Source organism: Flavobacterium gilvum, assembly GCF_001761465.1.
In the GTDB taxonomy this organism is placed as follows: Bacteria; Bacteroidota; Bacteroidia; order Flavobacteriales; family Flavobacteriaceae; genus Flavobacterium; species Flavobacterium gilvum.
Genome location: NZ_CP017479.1, coordinates 4,229,723 through 4,254,483 on the forward strand (window position 1 = coordinate 4,229,723; position 24,761 = coordinate 4,254,483).

18 protein-coding genes, 2 tRNA genes and 3 rRNA genes are annotated in these 24,761 nt (G+C 37.8%); 10 read left to right on the plus strand and 13 right to left on the minus strand.

Going from position 1 to position 24,761, the window contains the following annotated elements:
• Nucleotides 1-164: 164 nt before the first annotated feature.
• From EM308_RS17075 to EM308_RS17085, 3 genes are all read left to right on the plus strand, one after another.
• Entirely contained in the window at nt 165-1,247 is a 1,083-nt protein-coding gene (locus EM308_RS17075) for a DUF3810 domain-containing protein (protein WP_035641134.1), read from the plus strand.
• Nucleotides 1,248-1,426: 179 nt separating this feature from the next.
• On the plus strand, nt 1,427-1,930 hold the full coding sequence (locus EM308_RS17080) for an RNA polymerase sigma factor (protein ID WP_035641130.1): 504 nt from the start codon (nt 1,427-1,429) through the stop codon (nt 1,928-1,930).
• Nucleotides 1,927-2,580 carry a hypothetical protein gene (locus EM308_RS17085; RefSeq protein WP_035641127.1) on the plus strand — a complete coding sequence of 218 codons (654 nt, stop codon included), beginning with the start codon at nt 1,927-1,929 and terminating at the stop codon, nt 2,578-2,580. Before EM308_RS17080 ends, EM308_RS17085 begins: the two co-directional genes overlap by 4 nt.
• A gap of 198 nt (nt 2,581-2,778) precedes the next feature.
• On the opposite strand, the gene EM308_RS17090 is transcribed toward EM308_RS17085, so the two are convergent.
• Nucleotides 2,779-3,588 (minus strand): lysophospholipid acyltransferase family protein, encoded by an 810-nt coding sequence (locus EM308_RS17090; RefSeq protein WP_035641124.1) that lies wholly within the window; start codon nt 3,586-3,588, stop codon nt 2,779-2,781.
• 97 nt (nt 3,589-3,685) lie between these two features.
• On the minus strand, nt 3,686-4,339 hold the full coding sequence (locus tag EM308_RS17095; RefSeq protein ID WP_035641123.1) for an NUDIX hydrolase: 654 nt from the start codon (nt 4,337-4,339) through the stop codon (nt 3,686-3,688).
• 90 nt (nt 4,340-4,429) lie between these two features.
• Between EM308_RS17095 and EM308_RS17100 the strand changes: the two genes are divergently transcribed.
• Together EM308_RS17100 and EM308_RS17105 are read left to right on the plus strand one after the other, a co-directional pair.
• Nucleotides 4,430-4,867, plus strand: a complete 438-nt coding sequence (locus EM308_RS17100; RefSeq protein ID WP_035641121.1) for a DUF4268 domain-containing protein — start codon at nt 4,430-4,432, stop codon at nt 4,865-4,867.
• Nucleotides 4,868-4,962: 95 nt separating this feature from the next.
• Nucleotides 4,963-5,604, plus strand: a complete 642-nt coding sequence (locus EM308_RS17105) for an endonuclease III domain-containing protein (protein WP_035641119.1) — start codon at nt 4,963-4,965, stop codon at nt 5,602-5,604.
• 117 nt (nt 5,605-5,721) lie between these two features.
• Here the strand turns inward: EM308_RS17105 and rrf are convergent.
• The 5 genes from rrf to EM308_RS17130 form a co-directional block, all read right to left on the minus strand.
• A 5S ribosomal RNA gene (gene rrf, locus EM308_RS17110) occupies nt 5,722-5,831 on the minus strand.
• 197 nt (nt 5,832-6,028) lie between these two features.
• Nucleotides 6,029-8,913: ribosomal RNA gene (locus tag EM308_RS17115) — 23S ribosomal RNA — on the minus strand.
• 205 nt (nt 8,914-9,118) lie between these two features.
• Nucleotides 9,119-9,192, minus strand: a tRNA-Ala gene (locus EM308_RS17120).
• A 138-nt stretch (nt 9,193-9,330) separates the two neighbouring features.
• Nucleotides 9,331-9,404, minus strand: a tRNA-Ile gene (locus EM308_RS17125).
• A 130-nt stretch (nt 9,405-9,534) separates the two neighbouring features.
• Nucleotides 9,535-11,048, minus strand: a 16S ribosomal RNA gene (locus tag EM308_RS17130).
• The 16S, 23S and 5S rRNA genes sit together here with 2 tRNA genes alongside, the layout of an rRNA operon.
• A 657-nt stretch (nt 11,049-11,705) precedes the next feature.
• Between EM308_RS17130 and EM308_RS18140 the strand changes: the two genes are divergently transcribed.
• From EM308_RS18140 to rplT, 5 genes are all read left to right on the plus strand, one after another.
• The gene (locus EM308_RS18140) at nt 11,706-12,050 is read left to right on the plus strand and encodes a hypothetical protein (RefSeq protein WP_156101287.1); all 345 of its coding nucleotides are present in this window, start codon (nt 11,706-11,708) and stop codon (nt 12,048-12,050) included.
• 130 nt (nt 12,051-12,180) lie between these two features.
• Nucleotides 12,181-14,127: a threonine--tRNA ligase gene (gene thrS / locus EM308_RS17145; protein WP_035633032.1), complete on the plus strand. Its 1,947-nt coding sequence runs from the start codon at nt 12,181-12,183 to the stop codon at nt 14,125-14,127.
• Nucleotides 14,128-14,143: 16 nt separating this feature from the next.
• Complete coding sequence (gene infC / locus EM308_RS17965; RefSeq protein WP_394332836.1) at nt 14,144-14,701, plus strand: translation initiation factor IF-3; 558 nt, start codon at nt 14,144-14,146, stop codon at nt 14,699-14,701.
• 116 nt (nt 14,702-14,817) lie between these two features.
• Nucleotides 14,818-15,015: a 50S ribosomal protein L35 gene (rpmI, locus tag EM308_RS17970; protein ID WP_081907210.1), complete on the plus strand. Its 198-nt coding sequence runs from the start codon at nt 14,818-14,820 to the stop codon at nt 15,013-15,015.
• 175 nt (nt 15,016-15,190) lie between these two features.
• Nucleotides 15,191-15,535 carry a 50S ribosomal protein L20 gene (rplT, locus tag EM308_RS17155; protein ID WP_035633036.1) on the plus strand — a complete coding sequence of 115 codons (345 nt, stop codon included), beginning with the start codon at nt 15,191-15,193 and terminating at the stop codon, nt 15,533-15,535.
• 89 nt (nt 15,536-15,624) lie between these two features.
• On the opposite strand, the gene EM308_RS17160 is transcribed toward rplT, so the two are convergent.
• The 6 genes from EM308_RS17160 to EM308_RS17185 form a co-directional block, all read right to left on the minus strand.
• A complete protein-coding gene (locus tag EM308_RS17160) occupies nt 15,625-16,827 on the minus strand; it encodes a porin (protein WP_035633039.1) in 1,203 nt (400 codons plus the stop codon).
• Nucleotides 16,828-17,141: 314 nt separating this feature from the next.
• Nucleotides 17,142-18,482: an anaerobic C4-dicarboxylate transporter family protein gene (locus EM308_RS17165; RefSeq protein WP_035633042.1), complete on the minus strand. Its 1,341-nt coding sequence runs from the start codon at nt 18,480-18,482 to the stop codon at nt 17,142-17,144.
• Nucleotides 18,483-18,558: 76 nt separating this feature from the next.
• Nucleotides 18,559-19,617, minus strand: a complete 1,059-nt coding sequence (locus EM308_RS17170) for a type II asparaginase (RefSeq protein ID WP_035633045.1) — start codon at nt 19,615-19,617, stop codon at nt 18,559-18,561.
• A gap of 63 nt (nt 19,618-19,680) precedes the next feature.
• Complete coding sequence (gene aspA, locus EM308_RS17175; RefSeq protein ID WP_035633048.1) at nt 19,681-21,090, minus strand: aspartate ammonia-lyase; 1,410 nt, start codon at nt 21,088-21,090, stop codon at nt 19,681-19,683.
• Between the two features lie 47 nt (nt 21,091-21,137).
• Nucleotides 21,138-22,817, minus strand: coding sequence for an aspartate-alanine antiporter (gene aspT / locus EM308_RS17180; RefSeq protein ID WP_035633271.1), 1,680 nt, complete (start codon nt 22,815-22,817; stop codon nt 21,138-21,140).
• Between the two features lie 133 nt (nt 22,818-22,950).
• Nucleotides 22,951-24,567 (minus strand): NAD-dependent malic enzyme, encoded by a 1,617-nt coding sequence (locus EM308_RS17185; protein WP_035633050.1) that lies wholly within the window; start codon nt 24,565-24,567, stop codon nt 22,951-22,953.
• Nucleotides 24,568-24,761: the final 194 nt, after the last annotated feature.

Sequence of the window (24,761 nt, forward strand, 5' to 3'; positions counted from 1 at the left end):
ATTCACAAAGAATTACACGAAGTTCGCAAAGCTTTGCGGTCAATGCACTTCCTTTGCGAACTTTGCGGTTAAATCGAGTACAAATATTTTTTTATTATATAACTTGATTTTTTAAAATAAAAAATCCTTCGAAATTTGTTTCTTTACAATACAATTTATAAAAAATGAAACGCAGTTATATTCTTCCTTTATTTTTGCTGATACAAATCATACTTCTAAAAATCCTTCGGTTTTTCCCGGAATGTGTAGAACAGATTTACAGCAACGGGTTTTATCAATTTCTTTCAAAAACTTTGAGGATTGTTTTAGGCAAAATCCCGTTTTCGGTTGGTGATTGTATTTATTTTATTCTGATTTTATTTGCTTTAAAATGGTTTTGGAAAAAAAGGAAATCCTGGAAGATTGAATGGAAAAATAACCTTCTAACCGTTTTGAGCGTTCTTTCTGTATTCTATTTTTTCTTCCATATTTTTTGGGCATTGAATTACTATCGCGAGCCATTATTCGAAAAAATGAACATCGAAAGAGATTATTCCGATGCTGATTTATTGGCTTTCACCAAAAAATTAATCGCCAAAACCAATGCTGTTCAAAACCAAATTACAAAAAATGACAGTTTGAAAGTTGAATTTCCGTATTCACAAAAGCAGGTTTTTGAAATGAATCAAAACGGATATAAAAACTTAGCCAAAGAATATCCTTTTTTTACTTATTCTCATTTGTGCATCAAGAAATCTCTTTTTAGTTTGCCGCTTACTTATATGGGGTTTGGCGGTTATTTGAATCCGTTTACCAATGAGGCACAGGTAAATTATTTGGGACCAATGTACAGTTTCCCAATGACCACAAACCATGAAATGGCACATCAAATGGGATATGCAAGTGAGAGCGAATGCAATTTTATTGGCTTTATGTCTTCTATAAAAAATGACAATCTATATTTTCAATATTCGGGTTATAGCATGGCTTTGCGGTATTGCTTGGGTAATTGGCAAGTGAGAAACGAAAAAATACTGGAACAATTACTCAAAACTATCAATCCAGGAATTTTGAAAAATTATAAAGAAAGTCAGGATTTTTGGGAACAATATGAAACTCCAATTGAAACTGGGTTCCATATTTTTTATGATCGTTTCCTGAAAATTAACCAACAAAAAGACGGAATGGACAGCTACAGTAAATTTGTGAATTTGATGGTGAATTATTATAAAACAAGGCCTTTTGAAAATGGTGATTTGAAAAACTAAATTTCTAAATTAGCCCCGATTGTAGTAGAAATCCTTTTTTGAGCCGATTTTTCTTCGGCTCAAAAAAGATTGCAACGAAAAGCGGGAGAAATGGTGTTATGAATGAAAATCTTCTGCTCCAAATTATTTAAAAAAATACCATATTGTAACAAAATGTACATCGAGTGTACTAATGGGATATGAGTGAGAATTTAGAACCTTCTTTTGTCAAGCAACTGCAAGAAAACCAGAATATAATCCACAAGATTTGTCGATTGTACACTGCTGGTGAGGATGCGCATAAGGATTTGTTTCAGGAAATCACGATTCAGTTATGGAAGGCTTTTCCAAAATTTAGAGGCGAGAGCAAATTTTCGACCTGGGCTTATCGAGTCGCCCTGAATACGGCTATCACGCTGTACCGAAAAAATAAACGCAGTATTGCTACTGTGGAGTACGAAGGCCGACAACATTTCACACACGACATAGAATATAATTATGAAGAGGAGGAACAGTTGAAATTGATGTACCAGGCAGTTTATCAGCTGAATGATATTGAAAAAGCATTGGTTTTTATGTATCTGGAAGACAAAGATTATACGGAAATATCAGAAACTTTGGGAATTAGCGAAGTGAATGCAAGAGTAAAAATGAATCGTATTAAAGGTAAATTAAAGAAAATATTAAATCCATTAGGCGTATGAAAGAGTTGGATTTATTAAAAAAAGACTGGAAAAAGAATACTGCTTCTTTTGAACAGGTATCGGAAAATGATATTTACAAAATGATTCACAGAAGATCGTCTTCGGTAGTGAAGTGGATTTTTATAGTGAGCATCATAGAACTCGGATTGGGACTGGTTTCGGGACTGGTTTTATCTTTTACCAAATATGACGAGAAAAATGTAGAACTGATTAAGCATTTGGGTGTTTATGGTCACTACATTGGTGCTACGGTACTCCTTTATGTTGTGATTTTGTATTTCATATTTAAGTTTTACACAATGTACCGCAAAATTGCTGTAGATGATAATACCAAAAAACTAATTTCAACAATATTAAAAACCCGAAAAGTTGTTAAACAATACATTGCGTTTAACTTAACTTTTTTCGCTGTGTTTTTTATTATTTTTGGAGGATACTTGTTTTATGAAGGCTATTTGGAAGGAGCTTCAAAAAACGGTGTGACTAACCCCGAAATGCCTTTGAATATCGCTTTGATTTCCTTTATTGTATTGATTATAGCCACCGCGATTTTTACTTTTGCCCTCTGGCTGATTTATAAATTAATCTACGGTCTTTTATTAAAACGCCTTCAAAACAATTTTGAGGAATTGAAAAAAATTGATTTATAGACTTAGTGATTAGTGAAAAGTGAATAGTGATTAGCTAGAGGACAATGTCATTAAGTTAAAGATTTCTCGATAAGCTTTTTTCTAAATATGGCTCTCGCAAAGGCGCCAAGACGCAAAGAATTCGGTGCGAAACTTTGCGTCTTGGCGCCTTTGCGAGAAAATAAAAAACTCAACTTAATGACATTGAGCTAAAGCACTTCAATAATTCCACTGTCTGGTTTTATTCAGCTCTTCCTGTTCCTGCAATTCTTCCAACGGAATTACCTTTAGGAAAGATGGATGTTGTTCTATAGCGTATTCTATCATTTCAACAATTTCTTCGACACTGTCATTTTCATAATCGATAGCCAAAGGCTCTTTTATGACAATTGACTGTAGGATTCCTTTCTTTTTCATAAACAATCCTTTTCGGCAAAATGAACGCCTGAAACCGTCAATTACAATTGGGACAACTATAGGTTTGTGCTGTTTTATGATATGCGCTGTTCCTTTTCGGACTGGTTTAAACGATTTGGTTGTTCCTTGCGGAAAAGTAATCACCCAACCGTCTTCCAACGCAATTTTGATATTCTCGGTATCATTTGGATTCACTTCTTTTTTTTCGGTTACATCCTTTCCTTTGGCACGCCAAGTCCTTTCTACTGAAATCGCACCCGCATAAGCCATGATTCTCGGCAGTAAACCCGCTTGCATCGTTTCTTTGGCAGCCACATAATAAATATTCAATTTGGGGCGCCACATATACCATACATTTTTTATAGAATCATCTCTCCCGCTCAAACTCGCATTAAACACGTGAACCATAGCCGTTACATCAGCAAAATAGGTTTGATGGTTGGATATAAAAAGAACGTTTGTATCTGGAAGTTTCTTAATTATTTCTGATCCTTCTATTTGCAGCTCATTAAAACCACGATAACGCCTGTGGCTAATGAATCCAAAGATTCGTAATAACCATTTTTTTATAAACAGTACCTGTCCAAAAGGATTTCGCTTAAATAATCCCATAAAATTGTTTGTTTGTTTTTTGGATTTGGGATTGCAAAATTACGAATTAATTCCTTTTTTAATATTAAAAAACTAAGTCTTTAACAAAACATATAGTTCAAAAATTAGTTTTATTCAAAATTGTATTCAATACAACTTTCAGTTCACTAAGCATCATTGCTGTAGCACCCCAAACAATATGTTCCTCAATTTTAAACGCAGGGACCTCAATGGATTTAGCATAAGAAGTTGTCATTGTTGCATTAACCACAATCGAATCACTTAAAAAAGTCGTTAATGGCAATTCGATAATATCTGCAACTTCAAGAGGATCTGGATAAAAAGTTATTTCTTCCTTGCAAATTCCCAAAAAAGGATAAACCATAAAATTACTAGGCGGTATATATAAATGAGTGAATGCTTTCAGTACTTCGATTTTTTCCTGATGAATCCCAATTTCTTCATAGGTTTCTCTCAAAGCCGTTTCCATAAAATCAGCATCCCCTTTTTCGTATTTCCCACCTGGAAAAGCTATTTGAGAAGAATGAACCCCTTTGTATGAATTACGAACAATAAGAATCAAATGTGTTATGCCTTCTTTTGGGTAAAGTAACATCATCACTCCTGCCTTTTTGGAATTCATCTGGTCAAAATTCAATTTTTTCATAATCTCAAGACGCTCCCTCGGCACCATAATATTATGAGCTTCTTCTCCCGGAAGATTTACTATGCTCAAATAAGGAACTATTCGTAAAAAATCTTGAAAATCCATAATCAAAGGTTATTTTTGCAATCAAAATAATATTTAAATATACTTTAGAAATAAGCACCGAACAAATTTTAAACGTCCAAAACCAAGAATATGTACAGCAAAGAAGAGAATCAAAGACTAAAACACGAATTTTGGGTTGAATTTGCTCAAAAATATCCTAGAAAATGGGTTTTGTATGATACCAAAATCAAAGATTTCTCGTTTAAATTTTATGTTGAAAATAAAAAAGCTCAAGTTCATATTGACATCGAAATGAGAAATACGGATTTGCGAATGCAATATTTTGAAAAACTTGTTGCTTTAAAAAATATACTCGAAGAAGAATTCATCAAAGATTTGGTATTCGAAAAAAATTATACTTTGGAAAACGGAAAAACCATTAGCCGTATTTGGGTCGAAAAACTAGGCGTAAGTGTCAGTAAACGCAGTCATTGGGATGAAATATTTGACTTTTTTCATGAAAAAATGAATGTACTCGAGCTATTTTATTTAGAATATGATGAATTCATAAAAGACATTGAGAAATAAAAATTTAATATTGCTGATTAACGATTTAAGATTTCTGATTTGGTTAAATCTAAAATCGTTAATCAACATTCAAAAATCTAAAATCAGAAATCAACATGGATTTATTTGGAAAAACAAATGATTGGGAGACTAAACTAGCTCCGATATTAGAAAAATACAAAGGCGAAAAACATCCGCTGGAATATAAAAATTTGTATCAACTACTGGTAATGGTAGTTCTTTCGGCTCAGGATTCGGATGCCAATATTAATAAAATAGCACCGGCATTATTTGAAATTTACCCCAATATGGAAAGTTTATCTGTTTCAAATATCGATGCATTAATTCCTCATATTTCCAAAATCCGAAATTTTGGCAACAAAGCCAATTGGCTGATTGAGATTGCTCAAACCGTCCAAAAAGACGAAAATATTCCATTAACAATGGAGAATTTAACAGCTTTGAAAGGAATCGGACGAAAATCTGCCAACGTCATTATGAGAGAAGCTGGAGTTCCCGCTGAAGGTATTATCGCTGATTTGCACGTGATTCGTGTTTCTCCAAGAATTGGACTAATCCCGGAAACCCAAGATGGCAACAAAGTCGAAAAACAACTCATGCAAATTTTATCAAAAACCATTTGGGGAGAAATTGGAATGGCTATTTCTTTTCTTGGAAGGGAAATTTGCAGACCTAAGCCTAAATGTGAGGAATGTCCAATTAATACGATTTGTCAGTATTATAAAATTAATCGATGATACTTCCTCTCAGTTTTAGGGGATCAAGGATCAATCCCTTTTGCACCTGATCCAAAATTCCGTCATCTTTTGTAAAACAAAAAACCCTTCATCAAAATGATGAAGGGTTTTTTAAAAGAAAGGCAGCGACATACTCTCCCACAAAATTGCAGTACCATCTGCGCAGGCGGGCTTAACTACTCTGTTCGGGATGGGAAGAGGTGAGCCCCGCCGCAATAACCACCTTAAGGTTTTGCTTGAGGGTTTAAGGTTTAATTTTGTTTAAAGTTGTTTAACCAACAACCTCAAACTTTAAACGTTAAACTTTCAATACAGCTACGCTGTAAATATTTTAACATACTGAGATAAAGAACATAAAAAGTGTTTTAGAAAGTTTCTTCTCTCTCTCGTCTCGTTTAGAACGAGACCAGAGAGAGAAAAGGGTGTACATAAGCTTACGGGTTATTAGTACTACTCGGCTATGACATTACTGCCTTTACACCTATAGCCTATCAACGTGGTCATCTTCCACGACCCTTAAAAGAAATCTCATCTTGTGGTGGGTTTCGCGCTTATATGCTTTCAGCGCTTATCCCTTCCAAACGTAGCTACTCTGCGGTGCCCCTGGCGGGACAACAGATACACTAGAGGTTTGTCCAATTCGGTCCTCTCGTACTAGAATCAGATCCACTCAAATTTCTAACGCCCACAGTAGATAGAGACCGAACTGTCTCACGACGTTCTGAACCCAGCTCGCGTGCCACTTTAATGGGCGAACAGCCCAACCCTTGGGACCTTCTCCAGCCCCAGGATGTGACGAGCCGACATCGAGGTGCCAAACCCCCCCGTCGATATGAGCTCTTGGGGGAGATCAGCCTGTTATCCCCGGCGTACCTTTTATCCTTTGAGCGATGGCCCTTCCATGCGGAACCACCGGATCACTATGCTCTACTTTCGTACCTGATCGACCTGTATGTCTCTCAGTCAAGCTCCCTTATGCCATTGCACTCTTCGCACGGTTACCAAGCGTACTGAGGGAACCTTTAGAAGCCTCCGTTACTCTTTTGGAGGCGACCACCCCAGTCAAACTACCCACCAAGCAATGTCCCCCACAATATGGGGTTAGGCCTCAGATAAACAAAGGGTTGTATTTCAACAATGACTCCACAACGCCTGGCGACGCCACTTCACAGTCTCCAACCTATCCTACACATCATTTATCCAAGGTCAATACTAAGCTATAGTAAAGGTGCACAGGGTCTTTTCGTCCCACTGCGGGTAAACGGCATCTTCACCGTTACTACAATTTCACCGAGCTCATGGCTGAGACAGTGTCCAGATCGTTACACCATTCGTGCAGGTCGGAACTTACCCGACAAGGAATTTCGCTACCTTAGGACCGTTATAGTTACGGCCGCCGTTTACTGGGGCTTCAATTCAATGCTTCTCCGAAGATAACATCTCCTCTTAACCTTCCAGCACCGGGCAGGTGTCAGGCCCTATACTTCATCTTACGATTTTGCAGAGCCCTGTGTTTTTGATAAACAGTCGCCTGGACCTCTTCACTGCGGCCTCGTCTTACGACGAGGCGACCCTTCTCCCGAAGTTACGGGTCTATTTTGCCTAATTCCTTAGCCATGAATCTCTCGAGCACCTTAGGATTCTCTCCTCGACTACCTGTGTCGGTTTGCGGTACGGGTACTAATTACCTGAAGTTTAGAGGTTTTTCTTGGAAGCCCTTAGGCGCACTATCTCTTTGTCCGAAGACTCCGAGTACTATCGTATTTCACCAAAATCTACGGATTTGCCTATAGATCTTATAGCTAGGTACTTCAACGAACTATTCCGTCAGTTCGCGGCGCTTTCATCACTCCGTCACCCCATCACAGTAATCAGTAGTACGGGAATATTAACCCGTTGGCCATCGACTGTCCCTTTCGGGTTCGCCTTAGGTCCCGACTAACCCACAGCTGATTAGCATAGCTGTGGAAACCTTAGTCTTTCGGTGTGCGGGTTTCTCGCCCGCATTATCGTTACTTATGCCTACATTTTCTTTTCTGTCCAGTCCAGCTCTCCTTACGAAAAACCTTCAACCCTGACAGAATGCTCCCCTACCACTTGCAGTTGCCTGCAAATCCATAGCTTCGGTAATATGTTTATGCCCGATTATTATCCATGCTCGTCCGCTCGACTAGTGAGCTGTTACGCACTCTTTAAATGAATGGCTGCTTCCAAGCCAACATCCTAGCTGTCTGGGCAGACAAACCGCGTTCTTTCAACTTAACATATATTTGGGGACCTTAGCTGATGGTCTGGGTTCTTTCCCTCTCGGACTTGGACCTTAGCACCCAAGCCCTCACTGCATAAAAACATTATATAGCATTCGGAGTTTGTCAGGAATTGGTAGGCGGTGAAGCCCCCGCATCCAATCAGTAGCTCTACCTCTATATAACTTATAATATGCGCTGCACCTAAATGCATTTCGGGGAGTACGAGCTATTTCCGAGTTTGATTGGCCTTTCACCCCTACCCACAGGTCATCCGAAGACTTTTCAACGTCAACCGGTTCGGACCTCCACACTGTGTTACCAGCGCTTCATCCTGCCCATGGGTAGATCACACGGTTTCGCGTCTAACACTACTGACTAAAGCGCCCTATTCAGACTCGCTTTCGCTACGGATCCATGGCTTAACCACTTATCCTTGCCAGCAACGTTAACTCGTAGGCTCATTATGCAAAAGGCACGCCGTCACCCAACTAATGGGCTCCGACCGCTTGTAAGCGTATGGTTTCAGGATCTATTTCACTCCGTTATTCACGGTTCTTTTCACCTTTCCCTCACGGTACTGGTTCACTATCGGTCTCTCAGGAGTATTTAGCCTTAGCGGATGGTCCCGCCAAATTCAGACAGGGTTTCACGTGCCCCGCCCTACTCAGGATACCACTATCTATTACATTCATTACCCATACGGGGCTATCACCCTCTATGGCGTCACTTTCCAGTAACTTCCGGTTCTGTTTGCATAAAATATCGTGGTCCTACAACCCCAACATTGCCGTAACAACATTGGTTTGGGCTAATCCGCGTTCGCTCGCCACTACTTACGGAATCACTTTTGTTTTCTTCTCCTCCGCCTACTTAGATGTTTCAGTTCAGCGGGTTTGCCCACCTATCGGTGTACTATGTCTTCAACATAGTGGGTTGCCCCATTCGGATACCTGCGGATCAATCGGTGTGTGCCCGTCCCCGCAGCTTTTCGCAGCTTATCACGTCCTTCTTCGCCTCTGAGAGCCTAGGCATCCCCCATACGCCCTTATTTTGCTTATTGTACTTACGGTTTATTGTTTTTTGTTTATCGCTTATCGTTTTGTAACTACAAACTAAAAACTATCAACAACAAACGCATTTGTTCTTTCTACTTTTTATTATTTCTTATCTCAATATGTCAATGAACTTTAATATGTATTAAGATTCTTGTATTAAGTATTAAGATTTTGTCTTAATTCTTGATACTATCATCTTGATACTATCTGTGGAGAATAACGGAGTCGAACCGTTGACCTCCTGCGTGCAAGGCAGGCGCTCTAGCCAGCTGAGCTAATCCCCCAATCTAATTATGAATTGTGAATTATGAATTATGAATGATTATTCACAACCTCTCAACTCTAGAATTTCCTTTTTTTAAGCTTTCTACAGTCTTTTTTAATTTATAACTTATAATTCATAACTTATAACTCTAAAAAAGTAGTCCCGGGCAGACTCGAACTGCCGACCCCTACATTATCAGTGTAGTACTCTAACCAGCTGAGCTACGAGACTCTGTTTTTTACTTATTTTTAATTCTTTTTTTTAAATTAACAGCAAGAGTAATATAATCTTCGGTCTTGAAACCAATTGTCTCTTCGTCTTCTCTCTTTAGCGTGCCTTGCAGCTAACACTAAAGCTCTAGAAAGGAGGTGTTCCAGCCGCACCTTCCGGTACGGCTACCTTGTTACGACTTAGCCCTAGTTACCAGTTTTACCCTAGGCAGCTCCTTGCGGTCACCGACTTCAGGCACCCCCAGCTTCCATGGCTTGACGGGCGGTGTGTACAAGGCCCGGGAACGTATTCACCGGATCATGGCTGATATCCGATTACTAGCGATTCCAGCTTCACGGAGTCGAGTTGCAGACTCCGATCCGAACTGTGACCGGTTTTATAGATTCGCTCCTCCTCACGAAGTGGCTGCTCTCTGTACCGGCCATTGTAGCACGTGTGTAGCCCAAGGCGTAAGGGCCGTGATGATTTGACGTCATCCCCACCTTCCTCACAGTTTGCACTGGCAGTCTCGTTAGAGTTCCCGACATGACTCGCTGGCAACTAACAACAGGGGTTGCGCTCGTTATAGGACTTAACCTGACACCTCACGGCACGAGCTGACGACAACCATGCAGCACCTTGTAAATTGTCTTGCGAAAGATCTGTTTCCAAATCGGTCAATCTACATTTAAGCCTTGGTAAGGTTCCTCGCGTATCATCGAATTAAACCACATGCTCCACCGCTTGTGCGGGCCCCCGTCAATTCCTTTGAGTTTCAGGCTTGCGCCCGTACTCCCCAGGTGGGATACTTATCACTTTCGCTTAGCCACTGAAATTGCTCCCAACAGCTAGTATCCATCGTTTACGGCGTGGACTACCAGGGTATCTAATCCTGTTCGCTACCCACGCTTTCGTCCATCAGCGTCAATCCACTGGTAGTAACCTGCCTTCGCAATTGGTATTCCATGTAATCTCTAAGCATTTCACCGCTACACTACATATTCTAGTTACTTCCCAGTAATTCAAGTTCAGCAGTATCAATGGCCGTTCCACCGTTGAGCGATGGGCTTTCACCACTGACTTACTAAACCGCCTACGGACCCTTTAAACCCAATGATTCCGGATAACGCTTGGATCCTCCGTATTACCGCGGCTGCTGGCACGGAGTTAGCCGATCCTTATTCTTACGATACCGTCAAGCTCCTTCACGAAGGAGTGTTTCTTCTCGTACAAAAGCAGTTTACAATCCATAGGACCGTCATCCTGCACGCGGCATGGCTGGTTCAGGCTTGCGCCCATTGACCAATATTCCTCACTGCTGCCTCCCGTAGGAGTCTGGTCCGTGTCTCAGTACCAGTGTGGGGGATCTCCCTCTCAGGACCCCTACCCATCGTCGCCATGGTAAGCCGTTACCTTACCATCTAGCTAATGGGACGCATGCTCATCTTTTACCGTTGGAACTTTAATATGAACTTCATGCGAAATCCATATACCATGGGGTATTAATCCAAATTTCTCTGGGCTATCCCCCTGTAAAAGGTAGATTGCATACGCGTTACGCACCCGTGCGCCGGTCTCTAGTTCCGAAAAACTATACCCCTCAACTTGCATGTGTTAAGCCTGCCGCTAGCGTTCATCCTGAGCCAGGATCAAACTCTTCATCGTATATTATTAAGCATTACTGCTTGTCTTATTTTCGACTCCGATTCTAGTGGTTATTCTCAAATCTTCCGATTCTATTACTCTTATTTTATTTGTCTCGTCTTTCGGACGAGACGGCTGTCAATTCAATATGTCTAGGAACGTGTTCTTCTTTTGTTTTGCCCGAGACGCGATAAATCGCCGTCTCTACCAAAGCGGGTGCAAAAGTAACAATTCTTTTTTAACCAACAAGAAAATTTTGAAGTTTTTTTTGAAAATTTTATTTCCGTGTACTTCTCACTTTTCTTATTCAGTTTTTCAAGGAACGTTACGCATTTTGCGGGGTGCAAAAATAAGCTCTGTTTTCGAATCTCACAAGCTTTTTTGAATTTTTTTTGAAAAAAAATTTTTCTTTCTAATTCTATCAGCATGTCAGGATTTCTATGAACGTCTGCGTTGTTGCGGGTGCAAAAGTAGTGCGTTTATTCGTTTTGACAATGACTTTTTTAATCTTTTTTATATTTATTTTTTAAATCATTGATGTGGCGCATTTTACGAATTTTTGTTTTTGCCTATTACGGGGTTTGGGTGATGTCGGTCGCGGTTTTATTGCTTTTTTACCTCTAATCAGGGGCGGGTTTTCTCGCAGAGACGCAAAGGCGCAAAGGCAAAACCGATTTCTTGGAGATAAGCAGACGCAAAAACAGGGAAACACAAAACGGGAGACGTATAACAAGGAGACGTATTGTTATATATCTCTACGGCAGAATCCCTTCTATTGCATCATTGGAGATACACGCAAAAACGGATTTCATTTTGGATAATTCCCTCCTATTATATATTATGGTGTCGATTATCTGCTTTCCCTCTTATGAAAACCCATCCCCTAGCCCTGATGGGAATGGAAAGCCTCGAGGAAATAAACCTATTTTTCCTGGACCGACAGAGCGACCAACGGAAGCTCCTGACGGGACAATAGGAAAAATGGTTTATGACCGAGAGCTTGTAATGGACAGCAGGAAATAGCTTCTGAAAAGACTATTCCCTTTGACCTCCATAACACACCATTCAATCGACATACAAAAACAAACCTTACACATCTGTTGTATGTGTTTTGTTAATACTTTATATTTGCAACCTTAAAACACAAAAAACAATGATTAAGATTACTTTGCCCGACGGGTCAGTTAGAGAGTTTGCTCCAGGAGCAACTCCGATGGATGTTGCAAAAAGCATCAGTGAAGGATTTGCAAGAAATGTAATTTCGGCTTCTTTTAATGGTACAACTATTGAAACATCTACTCCACTGACGACAGACGGCAGTCTTACATTATATACATGGAATGATGCTGACGGAAAAAAAGCTTTTTGGCATTCGACTTCGCACGTTATGGCTCAAGCACTTGAGGAGATATACCCAGGAATAAAATTAACTCTTGGACCAGCAATTGCTAATGGTTTTTATTATGATGTTGATTTTGAAGACCAAAAAATCACTGAAGCCGACTTTAAAAAAATAGAGGATCGCGTACTTGAAATTTCAAGAGAGAAGCATGAATTCAAAATGCGCCCTGTTACCAAAGCTGAGGCATTGGAAATGTACAAGGACAATGTTTACAAAACGGAACTAATTACCAATCTTGAAGACGGGACTATTACTTTTTGTGACCATTCTACCTTTACTGATTTATGCCGAGGAGGACATATCCCGAATACAGGGATTATCAAAGCAATGAAGATAATGAGTGTTGCCGGAGCTTACTGGAGAGGTGACGAGAAAAACAAACAGTTGACTCGTGTTTACGGAGTTTCATTCCCTAAACAAAAAGACTTGACTGAATATCTTGAATTACTGGAAGAAGCAAAACGTCGTGATCACAGAAAACTAGGAAAAGAATTGGAATTGTTTGCTTTTTCACAAAAAGTAGGACAAGGTTTGCCTTTGTGGCTTCCGAAAGGGGCAGCTTTGAGAGACCGTTTGGAACAATTCTTGAAAAAAGCTCAGAAAAAAGCAGGTTACGAACAAGTTGTGACTCCACATATTGGACAAAAAGAACTTTATGTAACCTCTGGACATTATGCTAAATACGGGGCAGATAGTTTCCAACCAATCAATACTCCGGCTGAAGGAGAAGAGTTTTTATTAAAACCGATGAATTGTCCTCATCACTGCGAAATCTACAATGTAAGACCTTGGTCGTACAAAGATTTACCAAAACGTTATGCCGAATTCGGAACCGTTTACAGATACGAACAAAGTGGTGAATTACACGGATTAACACGTGTACGCGGATTTACTCAGGATGATGCACATATTTTTTGTACTCCTGAGCAATTGGATGAAGAGTTTAAAAAAGTTATCGACTTAGTTCTTTATGTATTTGGTTCTTTAGGTTTTGAAAACTTTACCGCTCAAATTTCATTGAGAGATCAAGAAAATAGAGAAAAATACATCGGTTCGGACGAAAACTGGGAAAAAGCAGAAAATGCCATTATCAATGCAGCACGTGACAAAGGACTTAACACCGTTGTCGAATACGGAGAAGCTGCTTTTTACGGCCCAAAACTGGATTTCATGGTAAAAGATGCCTTAGGCCGACAATGGCAACTTGGAACAATTCAGGTGGATTACAACCTACCAGAACGTTTTGAACTGACTTACAAAGGTTCTGACAATGAATTACATAGACCAGTAATGATTCACAGAGCTCCATTTGGATCCATGGAACGTTTTATTGCTATTTTATTAGAACACACAGCAGGAAATTTCCCTCTTTGGCTGATGCCTGAACAGGTAATTATACTGTCTTTGAGCGAGAAATATGAAAATTATGCTAAAAAAGTTTTAAATCTGCTAGAAAATAACGAAATTCGCGCCCTAATTGACAACAGAAACGAGACAATAGGAAAGAAAATCAGAGATGCAGAGATTCAGAAAATCCCTTTCATGCTGATTGTTGGTGAAGAAGAAGAGAAAAACGGAACTATTTCTGTTCGTCGCAAAGGTCAAGAAGGAAAAGGAAATGTTACCGCTACTATAGAAGAGTTTACTTCTATAGTTAACGAAGAAATAAATAAAACACTAAAAGTATTTACAGTTTAACTTAAATTACAAAGCCATAGCAATAAGAAGCAACAGAGGTTATCAACCTCGCGTAGAAAAAAAGGATGCACACAGAATAAACAATTTTATTCGTGGTGTACAGGAAGTAAGACTTGTAGGTGAAAATATAGAGCCTGGAGTTTTTAAGCTTGCAGACGCTTTAAGATTAGCTGACCAATTTGAATTGGATCTAGTTGAGATTTCACCAAACGCAGAGCCGCCAGTTTGTAAAATCATGGATTACAAGAAATTTGTTTACGAACAAAAGAAACGTGATAAGGCTCTAAAAGCAAAATCTACTCAAGTAGTAGTAAAAGAAATTCGTTTTGGTCCTCAAACAGATGAGCACGATTACGAATTTAAGAGAAAGAATGCTGAAAAATTCTTGAAAGAAGGAGCAAAATTAAAAGCTTTTGTATTCTTTAAAGGACGTTCGATAATCTATAAAGACCAAGGGCAAATCTTGCTATTGAGATTGGCTACCGACTTAGAAGAATTTGGAAAAGTTGAAGCAATGCCAATTCTTGAGGGAAAGAGAATGATTATGTTCATTGCTCCGAAGAAGAAAAAATAAGTTAGTAAGCTTCTAAGTCACTAAGACACTGAGACAAAACTCAGTAACTTTAATTCTTAGATTCTTAGCAACTCAAAAATAAGTAAGTAAGAATAAATTAAAAACACTAGGAAAAAATGCCTAAAATGAAAACCAAATCTAGCGCCAAAAAACGTTTTAAAGTTACTGGCTCTGGAAAGATTAAGAGAAAGCATGCTTTCAAAAGTCACATCTTGACTAAAAAGTCTAAAAAACGTAAATTAGCTTTGACTCACTCAGCGCTAGTTCACAAATCAGATGTGAGAAGCATCCAAAAACAATTAAGAATTATATAATTAGTTTATTGTTTTTGGTTTATTGTTTTTGGTTCTGGTAACCATAAACTTTTAAACGTTAAACAATTAAACTTTTTTATTCTTTAGGTTAAAACAAATTTAATAACCTTGGAGTATGGCCAATAAGTTCCTTTGATTCAATTCAGGACGCCTACTACAAAAAAACAATAAAATTATGCCAAGATCGGTAAATTCAGTTGCTAAAAGAGCAAGAAGAAAAAAAATAATGAAGCAAGCCAAAGGTTTCTTTGGTAGACGTAAAAACGTTTGGACAGTTGCGAAAAACGCGGTAGAAAAAGCAATGTGCTATGCATACCGTGACAGAAAAGTGAATAAAAGAAATTTCCGTGCATTATGGATTCAACGTATCAACGCTGGAGCTAGATTGGAAGGAATGTCTTATTCTCAATTCATGGGTAAAGTAAAAGCTAACGGGATCGAATTGAACCGTAAAGTTCTTGCTGATTTAGCAATGAATCACCCTGAAGCTTTCAAAGCTGTACTTAATAAAGTAAAATAAACGTTATATAAACTCAATTTAGGATTACTTACTTATAAAAAAAACCCATTCGTAGCGAATGGGTTTTTTGTTTTTTAGTCGGGAACAATTTATAAAACCAATAAAGGAGCAATAAAGCCAAATCCCAAAAGACCTGTCGTATAATCTTTGACACCAAATGCATTTTCGGCATAACTCGTATAATTGTATTTTCTAGCAGTGTAAGCCAAATAAAATTTTATATTCATATCCTTGAAAGGCATATATTGAATTGCCGGAATAAGTCCGTAACTTGTAGATAATTTTGAACTGCTATTTGGATCCGGATTATCTTTCCATGAATGATTACTGTTCATTACTGTCAAAAGCAAATTAAACTTAGGAGCGACCAAACATTCTGCCCTCACCCAGTTTTCCACATAAAGAGCACTTTGTGCTGCATACAGATATTGACTAGAAATAATACTTGATACAATTCCTTTCCTGTCAAGCCCTTCATCACTGTATTGAAAATCATAATACAAAACAAAATTCTTTGCCTTAAACTTATTTCCAAGTGCAAAATAATTCATGTGAGCTCCTTTGGCTTCATTGAAAAAACTATAACTATAAGTTGTTTCAAATTTCCCATCAAAAAAACTACCTCTCCAGTTAACCACCGCTGCCAAAGGATATTCAGAGGGTTTTATATTTGGTGGTGCAGAAGCTCCATATTGTTCTTCATAGGTTTTAGTTCTGGAATTCAACAATTGAAAAGAAAGTGAATTTTTACCGTCTGCAAAAGTGTGAGACAACCCTGCTCCCACTAAAAAGTTATCCGCATATTCAATTATATCATTATAAGTTAAAATATCAATCGGGTTAAAATCAAATTCGAAACCTCCCCAATCTGCGCATAGTTTTCCAAAAGACAACTTGGTACTTTTAGACAAATCAATCCTAAGGAAAGCAAGATCTACCGATCGGCTTATGTTATCCAAATTCCCAGGAACAGGTTCTCTGGTGTATCTATTACGAAATCTGAAAAATACTTTATCATGAATTTTCCCTTTGATCTCAAGTCGGAGCTGATCAACATTAAACGCTGACAGTGTATGATCTCCATCCATAAATTCACTGTTGTAAGCCATACGCGAATTAAAAATTACATCAACGTCCCTTATCAACGATTGTTTTGATACAGGAATCAACGATTTTATGGAATCCTGTTTAAAAAAATCACCTTCATTCGTTTGTTTTTCAGTCTGCTCTACCTGAGCCAATGAAAAAATTGGCAAAAGACCAATCATTAAATAAATAAAATATTTTTTCATAACTAGTTATTTATGGTTGTTGGTTATTGATTACTTATTTGTTATATCATATTCGGATTCCTTATAAACCTGAGTTCAATTATTATTTTTTGGAGCAGAAAAATTAGGCATTTTCAACAAACATAAGTCCCGCTATCCGCTACAATCTTGTAAGTCTCGTCCCAAAAGACGAGACTTACAAGGATTTTCACTTCTATCGGGGCTAAATAGAAAGATTTGCTTCGCCAGTTCGCTATCGCTCGGGTTGCTTTTTTATAATCATCCCCAAAAAAAATAATCGCCTCTGGTTATTAACTTTTATTTCATTTTAAAATTCACAAAAAAATCGATCCTAACAAAAATCCAACTGCAATTGCCACTCCAATAGCAACTACGCCGGGTAAATTAAAACTGTGATTAATTACATATTTCCCAATTTTGGTACTCCCTGTCCTGTCAAAATTTATAGCAGCCAATAATGTCGGGTATCCTGGCAAAACAAAGTCACTATTTACAGCGGGGAATATTGCCATCAAAGCCGATGGTGGAAGTCCAAGCGCAATTCCTAAAGGCATCATTGTTTTGGTTGTAGCCGCCTGACTAAACATCAAAATACCCATTATAAAAACAGCAACAGAAAAAGTCCAAGGATAATCATTAACAATTCCGCCTAAAGCATGTTCTATTATTTGCTCATTTGAATTCATAAAAGTAGAACTCATCCAAACCACTCCAAACACAGACACTACTGCAGAAGCCATCGAGGTAAACAAACTGGCTTTTGTAACCTCGGCAGTACTGGTTTTGGTTATCAGCATCATGGCTGCAGAAGCCGTTAGTGTAATTACACTAATTATTGTTACCATTGACAACGAACCATTGGCTGCTACGGCAAGGGTTCTCTTCCCTGATTCAAAACTTGGAACTAAATTTGGAAAAGCTCCGGCAATAACAATCAAAACAATTGCAAAAGTGAATATCAAAACAGATGTTTTTGCACCGGGCTTTAACTGTTTTTCTACTCCTTCAACATCTGTCATCATGGTTTTTGCAAATTCAGGATCTTTCATCTTTTGGAGAAAAACAGGGTCTTCATTCAATTCAGCTCCCATTTTAAAAACAGAAAAACAACCTATTAATACTCCAATGATACAAGCAGGAATGCAAATCATCATAATATCCACCAAAGCTCCCGGATAGCCCAAAATCACAACCAAAGCAGCGGTAGCAGCACTCATAGGGCTTCCTGTCAAGGCCAAATGAGAAGCAATAACCGAAATACTTAATGGACGTTCTGGTCGGATTCCTTTCTTAGCCGATACTTCAGAAATAATTGGCAATAAAGAATAAACTATATGAGCTGTTCCTGCAAACAAACACAAAAAGTAAACAGTAAATGGAGCGATGAATGTAATATTTGACGGATTGCTTTTGATAATTTTCTCTGCTAAGTTGACCAGATAATCCAACCCTCCAGAAGCCTGCAAAGTTGCTGCTGTTGTTACTATAGCCATAATAATCAGCATTACATCGAGAGGCGGATCTGTAGGCTTCATTTTGAAAACAAAAAGAAAAATAAATAATCCAACCATACCCATTACGCCTAGCCCAATACCTTTCATTTGTGCCCCAACAAGTATCATTCCGATAAGAACAATAAACTCAATCCAAATCATACAGCCATATTTAAGGTTACCGATTTTTTCTATTTGAATCCAAAAATTGAAACATAAAAACTCTTCTCCCTACTCATCAATATTCAAAGAAATACTGCTGAATTTTTTCCCTATCGCTTGTTTTGGTCAAAGCCAACATTAATAAAACTCTGGACTTTTGAGGATTTAAATCATCTGAAACCACAAAACCAAGTTCGGCATCTTTCACTTCATTTTCCAAAGTAATTCTACCAGAACCGGCTCTTGCAGAACGGCAAACCAATATTCCTTTTTTGGAAGCATCGGCCAATGCTTTTCCAACAGGTTCTCCAAAATTTCCGTTCCCCATTCCGGCGTACACAATTCCTTTTACACCAGAATTAATAATTCCTGTTACCGATACCGGACTTGCATCGGCATAACCATAAACGATTTCAACCTGTGGCAATGAAGTCAGATTTGTTACATCAAACTTATTAGAAGGATTTCTTAATGATTTATAGTAATAATTTACCTTTCCGTCATAAATCAATCCTATCGGCCCGAAGTTACGCGACTGAAAAGTTTCTAAGTTTGTAGTGCTGGTTTTGGTCACATCCCTGGCGTCAAAAATCTTTTCGTCCATAGCCACAATTACTCCTTTTCCTTGGCTTTTTGGACTTGCGGCAACCATTACTGCATCAAGTAAATTTCTATTTCCATCCTGACTCATCGCTGTAGATGGACGCATGGCTCCAACTATCACAACAGGTTTGTCTGACATTACGGTTAAATCTAAAAAATAGGCAGTTTCTTCCTGAGTATCAGTTCCATGAGTAACAACAATGGCGTCAGCTTCATTATTTTTGAAGATTTCATTTATCCTTTTTGATAACTTTAACCAAGTTACCACATTCATATCTTGACTGCCTATTTGAGCGATTTGTTCTCCGGATATTTTTCCATAATCATGAATTTGAGGAACTGCATTCAACAAATCGTCAATAGGCACTTTTCCCGCAGTATAAGCTGCTTTTGTCGATGATGCTCCGGAGCCGGCTATGGTTCCACCTGTTGCCAGAATAATGATTCGGGGGGAAGTTTTTTGAGTTTTATTTTGAGCCTGTATCGGTAAAACAAAAACTGAAATCATAAATAATAAAGCAATCTTTTTCATAATTTATCAAGTTAAAGTTAATTTAGTTATCATTTACTTATCACATCAATTGCCCGATTATAACTACGAGGTTATATATCTAGGGTGAATTAAATTATCTGTTGAATAAATTTCGTCCCATTTTTCTTGGGTTATTAATTTTCGTTCAACAACTGCAATTTGGTGAACACTTTTTCCTGTTTTCAAAGCGTCTCCTGCGATACTGGCACTTTCTTCGTATCCTATTATTGGGTTTAATTGAGTTACAATTCCAATACTGTTCATCACCATATCATAGCAATGTTGCTCATTTGCAGTAATGCCTACAATACATTTATCAATTAATGTCTGAATGGCTTTTGACAAATAATCCAAAGAAGTAAACATCGCAAAAGAAATTACTGGTTCCATAACATTTAATTGTAATTGTCCGGCTTCGGCAGCCATAGTCACTGTTAAATCTTGTCCAATTACATAAAAACAGGTTTGATTTACCACTTCGGGAATTACTGGATTTACTTTTCCGGGCATTATAGAAGACCCAGGTTGGCGTGCCGGAAGATTAATTTCATTCAATCCTGTTCTTGGTCCCGAGCTCAGCAATCTCAAATCATTACATATTTTTGAGATTTTAACCGCTGTTCTTTTCATTGTACCCATAATTTGAACATAAGCTCCTGTATCAACCGTTGCTTCAATCAAGTCTGGTGATAATGTCAATGGAATTCCAATTTCTTGAGCCAAATAATTGACACATATTTCCGGATAACCTTCTGGTGCATTTACTTTGGTACCAATTGCAGTAGCTCCCATATTAATATCTAACACCAAACTTTGAGCATCTTTTAACCTTAAAACGTCTTCACCAATGGTAGTCGCATAAGAATGGAATTCCTGTCCCAATGTCATTGGCACGGCATCCTGCAGTTGAGTTCTACCCATTTTTAAAACATTTTTGAACTCATTCCCTTTTGCTAAAAAAGCTTTTTCAAGATTTTCGACCGTTTTTATAAAGGAATCCATCTTTAAATACAGCGCAATTCTAAAGGCGGATGGATATGCATCATTTGTTGATTGGGAACAATTCACATGATTATTGGGATGCAAAAATTTATATTCTCCTTTTTTATGTCCCAGATATTCCAAACCAATATTGGCGATAACCTCATTGGCATTCATATTTACGGATGTTCCAGCCCCTCCCTGTATCAAATCGCTGACAAATTCCTGATCGAATTTACCTGCTATTACCTGATCGCTTCCATAACAAATAGCCTCGGCTATTTTTGCATCTAATGCTCCACAATCTTTATTGGCCATTGCGGCTGCTTTTTTTACATAGCCCAATGCCTTTATGAATAATGGCTCTCTAGAAATTGGAATCCCTGTTATATTAAAATTCTCAACCGCTCTAAACGTTTGAATTCCGTAATACAGATGGTCTGGAATTTCCAATTCGCCTAAAAAGTCATGTTCTTTTCTTGTTGTTCCCATAATTAGAATTATAAAAATTGATGTTAAAATTTAATTGATATTATTTATTAGTTCATCATTGAAACTAAAATTGGCCCCCAGGCAGTTAAGAGAATATTTCCCAGTGCATAGGGAATAGTGTACCCCAAAACCGGAAATTTACTTGCCGAAGCATCCTGTATCGCTTTTAGTCCAATAGTTGAAGTTCCGGCTCCTGTTTGAGCTCCCAATAAAATGATTGGATTCATTTTGAGTACATATTTTCCAAAAAGAAGTCCGATAATATGCGGAACGATTGCAACAACAAAACCAGCTATAACAATACTAAAACCCATTTCTTGAAGTCCAGAAATAAAACTGGGGCCAGCTGCCATTCCTACCAAACCGATAAAAGTTGCCAATCCAACATTGTCAAAAATCCATAAGGCAGGTTCTGGAATTCCTCCAAATATTGGTGTTCGCGAATGTAACCAACCAAAAACCAATCCCATTACTAAAGCTCCTCCGCTGGTAGTTAATGTTATCGAAATACCAAAAATTGTTATGGACAACAATCCGAAAAGCCCTCCCAAAACAATTCCTAAACCAAGAAAAACAATATCGGTGGCTACACTTAATCGATCCAAATAGCCTATTTCTTTAGCCGCTTTTTCTATCAAATCCATTTTTCCAGTGAGTTTCAAAACATCTCCTCTAAGCAAAACAGTATTTAAATTAAAAGGTATTTCCTGATATTCCCGGGTAATTTTATCCAACATCAATCCATTGGCGAAACGCTTGCGCAATTGTTTGATTGTTTTTCCCGAAATTTCTTTGTTTGTAATGGTTACATCCATATGTGCCAATGGAAACTTCAGTAATTCTTCATCCAAAACTTCTGGACCAATATTCGAAAGACTATTCAAAATAATACCGTGCTGCGCCATTATTACCAATATATCATCTTTATGAATTATAGTTTCGGGAGTCGGTTCGATTAATTCCAGATTATGTCTCATTCTCTGGATGATTAATCGCAACTCTTTATTCTTTTTTTCAAATTCGGATATCGTCAAGCCAACCCATTTCTCATTTGTAATTTGATAAGCTCTGATAATCCATCTCTGATAAGCAGATTGAATTCCCGGCTCATGCTCTGTATCTCCAGTTAAAGTTTGACTAAGTTTTTCACTTTCTTCAACCAAATTAATCCTCAATAATTTGGGAGCAATTGTTGTCAAAAAGAAAACAAATGAAGTTGCCCCGATAAGATAGGTAAGAGAATAAGCCACTGGTATATGGTTAATTAATCTGATTTTTTCTGGCTCAGCTATTGGCAATTGATGAATCGCTTCCGACGCCGTTCCAATAAGTGTTGACTCCGAAAATGCTCCTGCCAAAAGTCCCGCTGCAGTCCCCGTATCATAATTTAAAAATAGCGCCATTCCATAAGCTATTAATAAGCAAGAGACACAAATCACGATGGTTAACATTAATTGTGGAAATGCATTTTTCTTTAATCCCTGAAAAAATTGAGGCCCAACTTTGTAACCGGTTGCAAAAAGAAAAAAATCAAAGAAAATAGTTTTTACAATCGGTGGAATTTCAATGTTCAATTGTCCAATAAGCACACCTGCGAACAAGGTTCCCAAAACCACTCCAATTTTAAAAGTGCCAATTTTTATATGCCCTAAAGCAAAACCCAGTGATAGTGTTAAAAAAACAGCCAGTTCGGGATGCTGTCGTAAAATATGTGCAATTTCTTCCATTAACTTCAAATTAAAATCCATTAACAAAACACACTCTTTTAAAAACCAGGGCCGGTTTTTAAATTAACAATAAAGTTAGTACATAAATATACACAATTAAAAAAAGATTCTCAGCTTTTTTTAATCAAAAAAACTATTTATACTCCGGTATGTACATTTTGCTTTTGATAAAATCACTGATATTTTCAGGTCGTTCAACTCCTGCCAAGCCGGAATCAAAAATTTCTTTGGCAACTTTTACAGCAACATTTATGGATACTTTTAATATATCGGCTACACTAGGATAGATTAATCCTTTTTCAAAATCGGCAAAACTTACCTGTTCAGCGACTGCTTCAGAGGCCGTCAACAACATTTCATCTGTTACTCTTGTAGCTTCGGTAGCAAAAATAGCAAGTCCCAATGCCGGAAAAATAAACACATTATTTCCTTGTCCCGGCGTAAATGTTTTTCCTTGATATTCTACCGGTGCAAATGGACTTCCGCTTGCAAAAATGGCTTTCCCTTTACTCCAATTATAAGCCTGTTCTGCAGTACATTCTGAGTGGGAAGTTGGGTTGGAATAAGGGAAAATTATCGGATTTTCATTTATGGCACTCATATTTTCAATTACCTGCTGGTTGAATGCTCCTCCTACTGTACTCACACCAACAATAGCAGTAGGTTTTATTTTTAGAACTGCTTCGGCAAAATCATTGCAAGTTTCAGAATCGTGTGCAAACTGCAATTGATGTTCGGCAAGATCTGTTCGGCTTTTGACCAATAATCCATTTACATCAAACATCCAAATCTGTTTTAAAGCTTCTTCTTCTGTAAGTCCGTCTCTTTGAAACTTTTTGACCAGCATATCAGCAATGCCAAAAGCCGCTGCACCTGCTCCCAAAAACAAAAAACGCTGGTCTACAAATCTTTTTTTCATCAAGCGGCTTATCGAAATAAATCCTGCGGTTGCAACCGCTGCTGTCCCCTGTATATCATCATTAAAAGTACAGACTTTCTCTTTGTAATCATTCAATATCTTGATGGCGTCAACTCCAGGAAAATCTTCCCATTGTATACATATTTTAGGAAAAACCTCATTCATCGCTTCAACAAAAGCAGCAACAAAATCATCAAACTCTTTTCCGCGAATCCTTTTGCATTTTAACCCAGGATATAAAGGATCATTCAAAAAATCTTCATTATTGGTTCCTACATCCAAAACAATCGGAAGGGTATATTCTGGAGGAACACCGCCACAACTGGTATATAAAACCAATTTCCCGATAGGAATTCCTAAACCAAAAATACCTAAATCTCCCAATCCCAATATACGTCCGCCATCTGTGACAACGGTAAATCGCACATCATCTTCTTTCCAATTCTTAAGGATTTGTTTTAAATTGTCTTTTTGTTTTATGGAAAGATACAATCCTCTTTGTCTTCGGGTTACTTGACCAAACTTTTGACAGGCTTCTCCAACAGTTGGAGTATAAACCAATGGCAAATATTTAACCGGATCGCTGGAAATTGTCTTAAAAAACAAAGTTTCATTGTTTTCCAACAACTGCATTAAGTAAATATATTGATTGATTGGTTTCGAAAAATTGTCCAATTGCTCATGAATTCGCAAAATTTGTGTTTCAATTGTTTCTACGGCTTCGGGCAACATTCCCAACAACCCATATTTTTCTCTTTCCTCAAGGGAAAAAGCAGTTCCTTTATTCAATCGGGGATTACGTAATATAGAATAACCAGTATTGTCTTCCATTTTAATGAGTTTATATTATTAATTCTTATTTTAAATCAACAAAAAACATCTACTGCATGAAATCAAAAATGAAATTTTTAAAAAATCATTTTGTACAATAAAAGAAAACCTTAAAACTGAAATCCAAAAAATTTATTCTGAATTTTAGAACATAAACTTACAAAAATATTCGATACCAATTCATTAAATATCGG